Origin of the sequence: uncultured Rhodococcus sp., from assembly GCF_963525155.1 — a bacterium.
In the GTDB taxonomy this organism is placed as follows: domain Bacteria; phylum Actinomycetota; class Actinomycetes; order Mycobacteriales; family Mycobacteriaceae; genus Rhodococcus_F; species Rhodococcus_F qingshengii.
This window is the reverse complement of record NZ_CAURKP010000028.1, coordinates 1-12622: the sequence shown is the minus strand read 5'-3', so window position 1 is coordinate 12622 and position 12622 is coordinate 1. Positions and strand designations below refer to the sequence as shown.

Annotated in this window: 13 protein-coding genes; 7 read left to right on the top strand and 6 right to left on the bottom strand. The window is 62.0% G+C overall.

The features are described 5' to 3' along the window. The first annotated feature begins 30 nt into the window (after window positions 1-30). Window positions 31-657 (top strand): RNA polymerase sigma factor SigM, encoded by a 627-nt coding sequence (sigM, locus tag RWT78_RS09065; protein ID WP_007729129.1) that lies wholly within the window; start codon window positions 31-33, stop codon window positions 655-657. 53 nt (window positions 658-710) lie between these two features. After that, entirely contained in the window at window positions 711-1427 is a 717-nt protein-coding gene (locus RWT78_RS09060; RefSeq protein ID WP_314675430.1) for a hypothetical protein, read from the top strand. A 9-nt stretch (window positions 1428-1436) separates the two neighbouring features. On the opposite strand, the gene RWT78_RS09055 is transcribed toward RWT78_RS09060, so the two are convergent. Continuing rightward, window positions 1437-2003 (bottom strand): helix-turn-helix domain-containing protein, encoded by a 567-nt coding sequence (locus tag RWT78_RS09055; RefSeq protein WP_314675429.1) that lies wholly within the window; start codon window positions 2001-2003, stop codon window positions 1437-1439. A 98-nt stretch (window positions 2004-2101) separates the two neighbouring features. Here RWT78_RS09055 and nox point away from each other — a divergent pair, with 98 nt between their 5' ends. From nox to RWT78_RS09035, 4 genes are all read left to right on the top strand, one after another. Further along, window positions 2102-3313: a 4,4'-dithiodibutanoate disulfide reductase gene (gene nox / locus RWT78_RS09050; protein WP_314675428.1), complete on the top strand. Its 1212-nt coding sequence runs from the start codon at window positions 2102-2104 to the stop codon at window positions 3311-3313. A gap of 131 nt (window positions 3314-3444) precedes the next feature. After that, entirely contained in the window at window positions 3445-4452 is a 1008-nt protein-coding gene (gene trxB / locus RWT78_RS09045; RefSeq protein ID WP_166502879.1) for a thioredoxin-disulfide reductase, read from the top strand. A 38-nt stretch (window positions 4453-4490) separates the two neighbouring features. Next, window positions 4491-4814, top strand: a complete 324-nt coding sequence (gene trxA, locus RWT78_RS09040; RefSeq protein WP_003942530.1) for a thioredoxin — start codon at window positions 4491-4493, stop codon at window positions 4812-4814. Window positions 4815-4942: 128 nt separating this feature from the next. Then, window positions 4943-6133: an N-acetylmuramoyl-L-alanine amidase gene (locus RWT78_RS09035; RefSeq protein WP_003942558.1), complete on the top strand. Its 1191-nt coding sequence runs from the start codon at window positions 4943-4945 to the stop codon at window positions 6131-6133. A 20-nt stretch (window positions 6134-6153) separates the two neighbouring features. On the opposite strand, the gene RWT78_RS09030 is transcribed toward RWT78_RS09035, so the two are convergent. The 4 genes from RWT78_RS09030 to rsmG form a co-directional block, all read right to left on the bottom strand. After that, window positions 6154-6837 carry a hypothetical protein gene (locus tag RWT78_RS09030; protein ID WP_003942495.1) on the bottom strand — a complete coding sequence of 228 codons (684 nt, stop codon included), beginning with the start codon at window positions 6835-6837 and terminating at the stop codon, window positions 6154-6156. A 255-nt stretch (window positions 6838-7092) separates the two neighbouring features. Further along, window positions 7093-8133 carry a ParB/RepB/Spo0J family partition protein gene (locus RWT78_RS09025; protein WP_054188731.1) on the bottom strand — a complete coding sequence of 347 codons (1041 nt, stop codon included), beginning with the start codon at window positions 8131-8133 and terminating at the stop codon, window positions 7093-7095. Window position 8134: 1 nt separating this feature from the next. Continuing rightward, window positions 8135-9136, bottom strand: coding sequence for a ParA family protein (locus RWT78_RS09020; RefSeq protein WP_003942510.1), 1002 nt, complete (start codon window positions 9134-9136; stop codon window positions 8135-8137). A gap of 81 nt (window positions 9137-9217) precedes the next feature. Next, on the bottom strand, window positions 9218-9898 hold the full coding sequence (gene rsmG / locus RWT78_RS09015; RefSeq protein WP_019746204.1) for a 16S rRNA (guanine(527)-N(7))-methyltransferase RsmG: 681 nt from the start codon (window positions 9896-9898) through the stop codon (window positions 9218-9220). Window positions 9899-10509: 611 nt separating this feature from the next. On the opposite strand from rsmG, the gene RWT78_RS09010 reads away from it, so the two are divergent. Next, a complete protein-coding gene (locus tag RWT78_RS09010) occupies window positions 10510-10743 on the top strand; it encodes a hypothetical protein (protein WP_314675426.1) in 234 nt (77 codons plus the stop codon). 723 nt (window positions 10744-11466) lie between these two features. Here RWT78_RS09010 and RWT78_RS09005 read toward each other — a convergent pair. Beyond that, entirely contained in the window at window positions 11467-12342 is an 876-nt protein-coding gene (locus RWT78_RS09005; protein ID WP_314675425.1) for a GNAT family N-acetyltransferase, read from the bottom strand. Window positions 12343-12622 lie beyond the last annotated feature (280 nt).

Below are 12622 nucleotides of genomic sequence, written 5' to 3'. Positions count from 1 at the left end.
GAAACCTACCGACTGGGCTAATATCCGCCCGTGCACAGTTATCGGGGGGGCACCGGGGGCGGAGCCGGAAAATTCGAATCCAGAAGTTTCGAGAACAAGAATCTCGAGGCGACGGATTTCGAATTGTTGACTGCTCATGTCGAGGGCGATCGGCATGCGTTCCGTGAACTACTGACCAGGCATCAGGATCATCTATGGCACGTTGCCCGGCGTACGAGCTACTCGGACGAGGACGCGGCCGACGCACTCCAGGAGGGTCTGCTCTCCGCGCACCGCAAGGCCGCGAAGTTCCGCGGCGACGCGGCGGTGCGTAGTTGGCTCCACACCATCGTGGTCAATGCCTGCCTCGACCGGATCCGACGCAACAAATCACGGGCGGCGTTCTCTCTGTCTTCGGAGAACGCAGAGGAACCCCGCGATCACCGCGACTATGCGGCGACAGTGGACATGAGCCTGACCGTCGAACAGGCACTGGCATCGCTGCCGCCTGAGCAGCGTGCTGCCGTCGTCGCCGTCGATGTCGAGGGGTATCCGGTAGCCGAGGCCGCCGAGAGGTTGGGAGTGCCCGTAGGGACCGTGAAGAGTCGCTGCGCCCGCGCGCGCAAGCGTCTCGCCGCCCAGTTGGAGGACTTTCGCGAAGGCGGGAACCATTCGTGAACCGGCCGCGTCCTATCTTGTAAGGGTCCGCACCGACTGCCGAGGGAGGGTTCATGACAGATCCGTCTGTTCGCGTTCCGTCGCCTCCGTTTTCGGAAGACCTACTCGCAGATCTTCACGCCGGGGTTCTCGATTCCGAAACGAGTGCGGCTCTGTGGCCGGTGGTACACGCAGACCCTGACGCCCATGCATTTGTCACCGCCCTTGACGGCGTCACGGCATCACTCGCGACACTGAACTCGAGCAAGGCCACTCACGAACGGATTCCGAATTCGCTTGCCGAGCGAATCAATTCGGCACTGGATCTACAGTCGGAACAGCTGGAGCCGCCAGCTGAGGCAGCTGTCGTGCCGTTCCGGCGGCGCCCACAAGCGTGGGTTCTCGGTGCCGCAGCAGCCGTGTTGGCAGCCTTCGTGATCGTTGTTATCGGAACCCGAGATTCCGAACCTGCCGAAAGTGTTGTCGCTCAACCGAGCACTCCGGCGACGTCTGCTGTCGACGATCCGGATTCGGCGTCCCTGCTCTCACTCGTCGGATCCAAAAACCTTGGACCACTGGATGATCCATCCAAACTTGCCGGATGCCTACGCGCCAACGGCATCGGCGAGGGCCGGCCTCTGCTCGGTTCCGGCGAGATTCGCATCGACGGGGCGCCGGCGATAGTCCTACTCTTCACGGGATCGCAGCCGCGTCAGATCACTGCACTGACTGTTGGCATCAACTGCAGCGACGGGAATCCGAATACGTTGTCGGTCAAGAACATCGGCTGACGTCGACGGTCAGCGCGGTGTTGCCGCCGGGAGTAAGAGTTCGAGGATTCTTTCGCGTAGCGCATCTGTATCATCCTCGACCGCTATCAGACTCGAAAACATCGCTGCCCCGGCCGCCAATACCAGCACGGCCTTGGCATCGAGCAGTGCCGATTCAGGATCTTCGGCGTTCTGAAGGAACAGTTGCGTACTCGGTCCACTGAACCCGCGCCACAATTCGTTGCGCAGGTCGTCGTGGTCGCGCAGGGCCGCCAGCAATCCTGGCGACGCGGCGCGAACCTCGGGACGGGAGAAGAGCTGAGCACTTCCCTCCACCACCCAACGGATCCAGCCGTCGCGATCGGTGCCCTCGAACGGTGTCAGGTCCGGTGTCGCCCCCAGGATCGACCCGAGAACAAGATGTGCCTTCGACGGCCATCGCCGCGACATCGAGGCTCGGCTGACCCCTGCCCGTGCCGCGATCGCCCGGAGACTGAGTTGATCCCAACCGACCTCGAGGAGCATCGCTCGGGTGACCTCGAGGACTGTGTCGTCGATGCGTGGGTCTCGTGGGCGACCTGATCCTGTGGCATTCATCGTGTCGAATTGTCGGACAGATTGGGAGTAGGCGCTATATCGTCGTAGTTACGAGTCCACTGGCATCGTAAAGATCAGGCCGCCGCAGGAAGTTGAAAATGACCACAGCGCCCACACCGTCGATATTCGAACCCGCACGTCTCGGCCCTATGACCTTGCGCAACCGCATCGTGAAAGCTGCAACGTTCGAGGGCGTCATGCCCCGGGGAGCGGTCTCGGACGATCTGATCAACTTCCACGCCGAGGTGGCCCGCGGCGGGGCCGCGATGACCACTGTCGCCTACTGCGCCGTCTCACCAGGTGGACGAGTCCACCGCGACACCCTTGTCATGGACGAGCGCGCGCTGCCGGGACTACGCAGACTGACCGACGCCGTCCACGCCGAAGGCGCACTTGCTGCGGCACAGATCGGCCACGCGGGACTGGTCGCCAACACGCTCTCCAACAAGACGAAGACTCTGGCGCCGTCGACCCGGCTGAGTCCGCCCGCGATGGGCCTCGTCAAGGGCGCGACACTCGCCGAACTCGACGGTGTCGTCTCCGACTTCGAACGGACCGCTCACGTCGCCGTGGACGCAGGATTCGACGCCATCGAGGTCCATCTCGGCCACAACTACCTCCTCAGTTCGTTCATGAGCCCCAATCTGAACAAGCGCCACGATCGATACGGTGGCAGCGTCGCCAAGCGCGCCGAGTATCCGCGTCGAGTCGTCGAAGCGGTGCGACGGGCCGCTGGATCCAGCGTGGCGGTCACCGCGAAATTCAACATGTCCGATGGGGTGCCGAAAGGTCTGTGGCTCGACCAGAGCCTGCCGATCGCCCAGATCCTCGAAGCCGACGGCCACCTCGACGCGATGCAATTGACCGGTGGCAGTTCACTTCTCAACGGAATGTACTTCTTCCGCGGCGAGGTCCCACTGGCTGAGTTTGTCGCCTCCCAACCCAAACTCGTCGGGTACGGGCTGAAGTTCTACGGTCCCAAACTCTTTCCGACGTACCCGTTCGAGGAGGGCTTCTTCCTGCCCTTCGCCCGTCAGTTCCGACAGGCGCTGAGGATGCCACTGATCCTGCTCGGCGGCATCAACCGCGTCGACACCATCGAGCACGCACTGAATGAAGGATTCGAATTCGTCGCCATGGCGCGTGCGCTCCTCAGGGACCCACAACTGGTCAACAAATTCCAAGCCGAGAGCGTCGACGAGGGGTTGTGTATCCACTGCAACAAGTGCATGCCCACCATCTACACCGGCACGCGCTGTGTGGTTCGGGACGCGCTGGTGGTTCGGGAGGCACCGCGCCCCGCCCAGTGAGTCCCGCGCTGTGAGCTGCCGGCTGTGAGCCACTTTCCAGCCGAGTGCGGGAACAACACCCCTTATCCTGGTGTTGATCGGTACGGCTCTCCAAGAAGCGGAGGGTCTGCACTCACTATTGGAAGGCTCGCATGACCACCCAGCTGGAAAACACGCCCGCGGTCCATGACGTCATCATTGTCGGTTCCGGACCGGCCGGCTACACCGCTGGTGTCTACACCGCGCGCGCTGAGCTCCAGCCCCTGCTCTTCGAGGGAACCCAGTTCGGTGGCGCCCTCATGACCACCACCGAGGTCGAGAACTTCCCCGGATTCCGCGAAGGAATCATGGGCCCCGATCTGATGGAACAGATGCGCGAGCAGGCACTGCGCTTCGACACCGACATCCGCACCGAGGACGTCGAGGAGATCGATCTCAGCGGCCCGATCAAGACGGTCGTCGCGAACGGCGAAACCTACGCCGCGCACGCGATCATCCTCGCCATGGGCGCAGCAGCCCGCTACCTGGGCATTCCCGGTGAAGAACGCCTCCTCGGCCGCGGCGTCAGCGCCTGCGCCACCTGCGACGGCTTCTTCTTCCGTGACCAGGACATCGTCGTGGTCGGCGGCGGCGACTCCGCGATGGAAGAGGCAACCTTCCTGACCCGCTTCGCTCGCTCGGTCACCCTGGTGCACCGCCGCGAGGAATTCCGCGCCTCACGGATCATGCTCGAGCGCGCCAAGGCCAACGAGAAGATCCGCTTCCTGACCAACGCAGAGCCCGTCGAGGTGCTCGGTGAGAACAGCGTCACCGGCCTCGTCGTGCGCGACACCGTCACCGGTGAAACTTCCACACTCGAGATCACCGGCATGTTCGTCGCCATCGGCCACGACCCGCGCAGTGAGCTCGTCAAGGACCAGGTCGATCTCGACGACGCCGGATACGTGCGCGTCGCTCCCGGTTCCACCGCGACCTCCGTCGACGGCGTCTTCGCTGCCGGTGACCTGGTCGATCACACGTACCGTCAGGCGATCACCGCTGCCGGCACCGGATGCTCCGCAGCAATCGACGCCGAACGCTGGCTGGCCGACCGCGGCGACATCACCGCCAACACGCTCGACGCTGCCGGCCACACGGTCGACGTCGTCGGCGCTCCCTGATTCATCAAGCTGTCGTACCCAACCCTCGAGGAGTAACAGTGTCGAATACCGTCACCATCACCGACGATTCCTTCAAGCAGGACGTCCTGGGCAGCGACAAGCCCGTTCTGGTCGATTTCTGGGCAACCTGGTGCGGCCCGTGCAAGATGGTCGCCCCGGTCCTCGAGGAGATCGCCGGTGAGAACAGCGAGAAGCTGACCGTCGCGAAGCTCGACATCGACGCCAACCCGGCGGCCGCCCGCGATTTCCAGGTCATGTCGATCCCGACGATGATCCTGTTCAAGGACGGCAAGCCGATCAAGACGATCGTCGGCGCCAAGGGCAAGGCCGCACTGCTCAAGGACCTCGCAGACGTTCTCTGACGGCTGGATGAGCATCGTGGATTCTCGCAATCCACAGAATTTCTGAGATAATCGATCGATGTGCCTGATCGGGTCTACGACCAGGCACATCGATCGAATTCGTTAACCGATCCGAGAGGCTTTCACGCATGCACAGACTCCGACACGGCGATCACGGCCCGGCCGTCGCCGAGATTCGGGGCACATTGACGAAGCTGGGATACCTCCATCACGGAACTTCCGGTATTCGACGTGAAAGCGCCGACGGTGCCCACTGGGTTGCACCCGACGCCATCTTCGATCATCAACTCGACAGCGCCGTTCGCGCCTTCCAGCAGCAGCGTGGGCTACTTGTCGACGGCATCGTGGGCCCGGCCACCTATCGGTCACTTCGCGAGGCCTCGTACCGCCTGGGCGCCCGTACGTTGATTTACCAGCTTTCTGCGCCGCTGTACGGCGACGACGTCGCAGCTCTGCAGGCCAAACTGCAGGACCTCGGCTTCTACGCAGGTCGGGTCGACGGTTTCTTCGGCCCGCAGACCCACGAATCTCTCTCGTCTTTCCAGCGTGAAATCGGGATCGCCGCCGACGGTATCTGCGGACCGCAGACACTCCGTTCGCTGGAACTTCTGGGAACCCGCGTCACCGGTGGTTCCCCACATGCGATCAGCGAAGAGGAACTAGTGCGGCGCAAGGGCCCGCAACTGGGCGGCAAGCGCATCGTCATCGATCCAGGCCTCGGTGGTCCGTCCACCGGCACCATCGTCAACGGCATCTCCGAAGCCGACATCCTGTGGGATCTGGCTATGCGCCTCGAGGGGCGGATGGCAGCAACCGGGATGGAAACCTTCCTCTCCCGCCCGCACAACGCCGATCCGAGCGAGGCCGAGCGCGCGCTGACGTCCAACGCATTCGACGCCGATCTGATGATCTCCCTGCGCTGCGACAGCAACTCGAGCCCGTCGGCGAACGGCGTCGCGAGCTTCCACTTCGGAAATTCGCACGGTTCGGTCTCGATGATCGGGCAGGTGTTGACCGGTTTCGTTCAGCGCGAGATCGTTGCGCGAACTCCGTTGCGGGACTGCAGAACTCACGGTCGAACGTGGGAGTTGTTGCGCCTGACCAACATGCCGACGGTACAGATCGATCTCGGCTACCTGTCCAACGCGTCCGACGTTGCGGTACTGACGAATCCGCGGATGCGTGACACCATCGCCGAAGCCATCTTGATCTCGGTCAAGCGGCTGTACCTACTGGGTCAAGACGATCAGCCGACCGGCACCTTCACCTTCGCCGAGCTTCTCGCAGAAGAACTTTCGGTAGCCGACCGCATTTCGTAGGTCCTGCGGTCGGCACCTGCTCACACTCTGGCGAGTTCGCTGATCTCCACCATTTCGAGAGCTGCGGCCTTCAGTAGACGGTCGAGGGCTTCTTCGACGTCGACTTTCCATTCGTGATCTCGATTGAGTTCGAGACGAAGGCGCGGATAACGATGGTGCGGTGCCACGACCTCGAAACCGTAGTCCTCGAGGAACTCGGCACTGATCATGCATTCTGCGGGTGAACATTCCAGAGCTGCCGTTGCACTGGCCACGTCGGAAGCTGGCCCCAAGTCGCCGCTACGGATACCGAATGCCTCGAGCGCACGAACTCCTCGTCGGACCAGATCTGTCACGACAGCGGCCAGCAGGCTCGGCCCTAGTTCTTCCTCTATGCCCGAGGGCTCGAGGCGAAGGCTTGTGAGAAGCACTGCGTCCGAGCTGACCGGGCTGGTGGGAAACAGTTGCGCGCGCGGGATCATGCGGGGAGGGGCGTACAACGCACTGCCGAGCGGCTTTCCGTCGCGGACGGCGACCTGTCCGCACGAACCCCACTCGAGCATGACCATCGACAGCCAGGCTTCCTTCTCGAATTCCTGATCACAGAATCCTCGGGCGTCGTGAAGCGCGCCCGGGTCCATCTCCCAGAACACGCATCGGCGCGCATGGGCGGAAAGCTGATCGAGGCTGTCGAGTGTGAGAGAGGTGATGACGTGAGTCGACACTGACTAACTCACTCTCCGTAGGTCCCCGAAGCGGTTTTGATGCTCGCCCGCCGCTTTTCTCTTCTCCAGGATAGGCCAGCTACGACATGTCGGCAGTGGCACGAGAGATGATCGCCCTAATGTATTGCTGTTCAACATCTTTCGTCCTGGTTCAAGATTTCGAGAAGCTCGGACCACCTAGATTTGTCACAGTGACGAAAATAGGTGGTGTGCCCGGTCATCATGATTACGTCACCAAACGGGCATCCGAGTTCTCTACTTGGATTTCTGTGCTTCCATCATTCCGACGATGCGTTGTAGGTCGTCGACCGAACCGAATTCGACCACAATCTTTCCCTTCCGCTTGCCCAGACTGACTGTCACCCGAGTGTCGAACGAGTCCGACAATCGCTCGGCCACATCCTGCAGACCCGGCATCACGATGGGCTTGCGCTTCTGTGGGGGAGCGATCTCATTATCCGCCCGGTTGGCGAGAGTGACTGCTTCCTCCGTCGCGCGAACAGACATTCCTTCCGCGACGATGCGCGCCGCCATGACCTCCTGAGCGTCGGCACCCGCCTCGAGGGACAGCAGTGCACGAGCATGGCCGGCCGAAAGTACACCGGCCGCAACGCGACGCTGAACCGCCACCGGCAGCTTCAGCAGACGAATCATGTTGGTCACGACGGGACGCGAACGTCCGATCCGATTGGCCAATTCTTCGTGGGTGACTTCGAACTCCTCGAGCAGCTGCTGATACGCCGCTGCCTCCTCGAGGGGGTTCAACTGCACTCGATGGATGTTCTCGAGGAGCGCGTCGCGCAGCATCGAGTCGTCATCTGTTTCACGAATGATCGCCGGAATCTTCTCCAGCCCGGCTTCCTGGCTCGCGCGCCAGCGACGCTCACCCATGACAAGTTGGTACTTGTCACCGTGACGACGGACCACGATCGGCTGCATCAAGCCGAACTCGCGGATCGAGTGAACCAACTCCGCGAGTGCTTCCTCGTCGAAAACGCTGCGAGGCTGCTTCGGGTTCGTCTCGATCAGGCTCGGTTCGATCTCGAGATAGACCGCGCCGGTCGGCTCGAGTTCGGTCTCCGGCTCAGCTTCCACCGGAGCCTTCGCAGCCGACGCCTTGGTGGCTTTCGGCGTTTTCGGGGCCGCTTTGGTCGGTGGGGGAGGGGAGGGGTTGCGCTTGTCGACGCCGATTACGACGTCCGCTGCAGCCGATCCCAGACCCGGCGCCGTGGCCGGCCCAGTGGGGATGAGAGCAGCCAAGCCGCGGCCCAATCCACCTTTGCGTGCTTGACTCATCTCACTGCTCCTGGGTCGTCGTGGTGGCAGAGCGGGCGGCAAGTTCACGGCCGGCGTCGAGGTAACTCATGGCGCCACGCGAACCCGGGTCGTAGTCGAGAACTGTCATCCCGTATCCGGGAGCCTCGGACACCTTCACGCTGCGCGGAATCACAGCGCGCAGAACGGCCTCACCGAAGTGCTTGCGTACTTCTTCGGCGACCTGGTCGGCCAGCTTGGTGCGCCCGTCGTACATCGTCAGAAGGACGGTGGAGACATGCAGATCCGGGTTGAGATGAGCCTGGACGAGTTCGATGTTGCGGAGCAACTGACCGACCCCCTCGAGGGCGTAGTACTCGCACTGGATCGGGATCAGAACTTCCTTGGCAGCGACCATCGCGTTGACGGTCAGCAGTCCCAGCGAGGGCGGGCAGTCGATGAGGACGAAGTCGACGTCAAGCTCTGCGAGAACCTTGTCGTTGAGCGCGCCTTTGAGTCGATTCTCGCGGGCAACCATGGAGACCAATTCGATCTCGGCGCCCGCCAGATCGATCGTTGCCGGGATGCAGAGAAGGCGCTCACTGTGCGGGCTGGTCTGGATCGCCTCCGGGGCCTTCACTTCGCCTATGAGCAGCTCGTAGCTCGACGGGGTGCCCGAGGTATGGACGACGCCCAGAGCGGTGCTGGCGTTGCCCTGAGGGTCCAAATCGACCACAAGGACAGTGAGCCCTTGAAGAGCGAGCGCCGACGCAAGGTTCACCGTGGTCGTCGTCTTGCCGACGCCACCCTTCTGGTTCGCGATGGTGATCACGCGGCGGAACGCCGGCTTCGGCAGCGTCACCGAATGGGGATGAAGCACTTGGCTCGCTCGATGCGCGGCCGCCCCGATGGGGGTCTCCTCCGAGGAGATCGCCGCGTAGGGGGCGGTGAAATTGTCGTCGTCGTTGACGATCTGATCCGCACCCGCACTCGTGTGCTGCTTCGGTGTTTCACGTGAAACGGCGGATTCAGATCGACCCGACATTGACTGCTCCTTCGATTGGGAATCGATCACTAGGTGCTCTCATCATCTGTACATTGCTCTCGATTGCATGCGTGTAAATCATCAACGCTGGCGGCGCTTCGGGAGACGTTCGGCCTTCACCACAACAGTGGGGGTGCGGAGAATCTTGGCTCCGCATTCGAGTATTTCCAACTTACCTGCGCCCAACTTGGTGAGCGCCGTACGGTCTCGCTCGATCTCCTCGGCGGCGCTCGAACCCTTGAGTGCCAACATTCGGCCGTGCTCGTGAATGAGTGGGAGGGACCAACGTGCGAGCTTCTCGAGAGGCGCCACAGCTCGCGAGGTGACTACATCCGCGCCGCCCGCTTCCTTCACAACACCCGATTCCTCGGCTCGCCCTCGGACAACCAATACGTCCAAACCGTTGGACTCGATGAACTCCGCGAGGTACACCGAGCGTCGAAGCAACGGTTCGACCAGAGTCACCTTCAAGTCCGGGCGGGCGATTGCGAGAGGGATACCGGGTAGGCCGGCGCCGCTTCCAACGTCCACAACCGACTCGCCTTCGGCAATCAACTCACCGATGACGGCGCAATTGAGAAGGTGACGCTCCCACAGTCGGGGAACCTCACGGGGACCAATGAGCCCGCGCTCGACACCATCCGTTGCAAGGGATTGGTAGTACCGTTCCGCGATCTCATATCTGTCACCGAACACTGCGCGCGCAGTCTCTTGTTCGTCCCAGTCAACCGACGCCGCACCATTCTGTTCCACGTGAAACATCCTCCCGCGTAAACCGCGAAATCAACAATCAAGACCGAAATCATTATCCGCTCTGGAGCCGACATGTGTTCGCTTCTGCACACCGACTCGCTGTGAGTCTGCCGACTCGTTCATTCTTTGGGAAGTATTCGGCCCAAAATTCAAGCGGGGGAGGGGAGGGGTTCACGTTCCACGTGAAACATTGCGCTGAAAAATCTTCCAATTCTGACGCGTTTCACGTGAAACATAGCCGGGCGATCGAATGCAGATAGGAGCGCAATTCTTAGTATCATCACAGTGACGAAACTGCCATGGGTAGTTATATGGATGGAATTCTGACCCAAAAAGACCAATTTTCGGTAAAAAAGTCGTTGCAAAGATCGCCGGCGACCGACTGCAGAACGGACTCGGTCAGTCAGATCCTCTCTGTAGGTCGACTCGGAAAACAGACTTCGATTCCAGAACTCGGACAGCTTCGGTATCTCATCGCCGGACGTTGCGAGCCATACATCCGTCGGCTCGACACTCCTGTTGCGGGACGCCGGAGGCTTGGCATCACAAACCGCGAATCAATCCAAGAAGCTTCGCTCCACAGGATGCGCATCGGAGAGTTCACCCTCTCCTGTGGACTGATGGTGAACGCACTCCGCAGCATTGGGCTCGCCCTCGACTCCGTCGCAGATGCATTGAGCAATCCGCACCACATAAATTTCTTCATCGAACTGCACCGTCGTTCCATGCCGGCTCGACACTGGGTGGGACTCGAACACGAGATCCGCCAGTTGGCATCTCCGGAACGATCGTCGACTCCGGCGCACGACGAACCGTTCGCGACATTCGAAATATCCGAAGACGATCCGATCTAGGCGATCTAGGCGCCGAAGCCCCACAGATCGCGATGATCGAGCAAGCAAACGGTGACGGGCTGAAGTTGGTTCACGACCGCATCCGTCAGGTTGGGGTTCGCGCTGACGATGGCACACCAGAAGCCATTGGGTCGTGATCGCCATCCAGTAGACATCCAATACCAATCTGGGATGGAGATCGAGGGCTCGGGGCAACAACCATCGATCCGGTTTCACGTGAAACGAAGGGCCGACTATTTCCGCTGGGGGAGGGGAGGGGCTCACATGTAGTACGGCATGTTGTCGATCGAATATCCGAACATGCACAGTGCCCCGCCGACAGCCAAGAAGGCAATCATGAAGCTGAGCATGACGCCTCTCAAGAATCGCCGCCCGCCTGTGAGAGACGTTCGGGATCGAAGTTTCGGTCGCTGCCGACCTCCTCTGTTCCGACTTCCCCGTGGCTCCGGTGACGATGCAAGTGACCGAGCGTACCGCCGAATGCGCCAAGTCGGCCGTGCGCGCGCAACCGATGGTGGCACTTCCTCGACCGGGTGACCGGATCTGGAGACCTCTATTTTCGTACGACACCGTTGCAGCAGGATATGTGGGCCGAGTTGGAACCTGGCCACCTTTACCCCCTGGTACACGGCGGTCTCCGCGTCACCCCGTACACCGTCGGACAAGCTGGACAGAAAGGCCCGCGCCGGCACGACGGCAGCGAACCTCCGGTTGAGGCCCGGATCAGCCCGCCGGGGCCTCGAACACCATCCTGACCTCGGTCACCTGGTAGTTCGCCCGCTTGAACGCCGCGGCCATGGGTGTGTTGGGTACGTCCGTGGTCGCGGTGATGCGATTGGCGCCATCGGCTGCGTGAAAGCGGGTGATCTCGCAGAGGATGTCGTCCACGTAGCGGCACCCGCGTAGCTCGGGCACTACTCCGAGGTATCCGACGTTGCGGTGGTAGGGCGTCGCGGACGGGATCGCGAAGCCGACCAGCGTCCCGTCCATGGTCTCCGCCAGCCGCCACCACGATCGTTCGCCGGGGCACGACCGGTAGAACTCGAGATCATCCCGGGCCTGGCTGACGATGTCCGTAGCCGCAATGCCTCGTTGCGTTGCGACGTCCAAGCTGCCGACAACGACCCGCTGGAACACCGCAAGGAACTCCTCATCGGAGGCGGGACGGAAAATCAGACGCTCGGTGGGGGCGGGCACACCGGCCGCAGGCGTCCACTCGAAACGCAGCCGCTCGATGATCTCGGTCAGTCCGGCTGCCTGGGCCGCCTCACGACGCCAGGACACGGCGTCTGCGACGGCGGAATTCGCGTCCTGCCCGGCGGTCGGCACGACCAGCACATACTCAGGTTTCGCATGGAACTCGGTGTGCGCCCGCGACATGAGTTCGGCGGCAAGCGCAGCACGATCCGGCACGTCAGCCAGCACGTGCAGGAAATCAAGGGCGAGCGGACGCTCACTGTCCTCACGCCCCCACCACAGGGCACGCGCGACGATCCTGGAGCCGTCAACGGCGAACCAACTCCATTCCGGACGAAGCCGTCCGGCCGCCACCTCTTCCCGGAGCGAGTCAGCGTCGACGAACCCGACCGGATCGTTCATCGCGAACCCCACGGGCTCTTCCAGCTCGGCCCGTGTCGCGGGTCGTATCAGCAAGATTGCTTCCCTTCACGACGCTTCATTGACGACAGGTTCCGAAATAGAGATCGGCCGTGTCGACAACGATAGGCACCTGACCTTCACCGTGGCGCCGGATTCGGTTTCACGTGAAACACTCTCGGACACAAAAGCGGGCCCCGGAAAATACGGGGCCCGCAATCTATAAGGGGGGGAGTGTCAGTGCTGGAGGAAAACCACTCGGCGCGACGGCGCAGCGCCGTCG

Coding starts and splice junctions, on each gene's coding strand:
- RWT78_RS09060 (WP_314675430.1), top strand. CDS start 711: ATGACAGATCCGTCTGTTCGCGTTCCGTCGCCTCCGTTTTCGGAAGAC.
- RWT78_RS09055 (WP_314675429.1), bottom strand. CDS start 2,003: ATGAATGCCACAGGATCAGGTCGCCCACGAGACCCACGCATCGACGAC.
- nox (WP_314675428.1), top strand. CDS start 2,102: ATGACCACAGCGCCCACACCGTCGATATTCGAACCCGCACGTCTCGGC.
- trxB (WP_166502879.1), top strand. CDS start 3,445: ATGACCACCCAGCTGGAAAACACGCCCGCGGTCCATGACGTCATCATT.
- RWT78_RS09035 (WP_003942558.1), top strand. CDS start 4,943: ATGCACAGACTCCGACACGGCGATCACGGCCCGGCCGTCGCCGAGATT.
- RWT78_RS09025 (WP_054188731.1), bottom strand. CDS start 8,133: ATGAGTCAAGCACGCAAAGGTGGATTGGGCCGCGGCTTGGCTGCTCTC.
- RWT78_RS09020 (WP_003942510.1), bottom strand. CDS start 9,136: ATGTCGGGTCGATCTGAATCCGCCGTTTCACGTGAAACACCGAAGCAG.
- rsmG (WP_019746204.1), bottom strand. CDS start 9,898: ATGTTTCACGTGGAACAGAATGGTGCGGCGTCGGTTGACTGGGACGAA.
- RWT78_RS09010 (WP_314675426.1), top strand. CDS start 10,510: ATGGTGAACGCACTCCGCAGCATTGGGCTCGCCCTCGACTCCGTCGCA.
- RWT78_RS09005 (WP_314675425.1), bottom strand. CDS start 12,342: ATGAACGATCCGGTCGGGTTCGTCGACGCTGACTCGCTCCGGGAAGAG.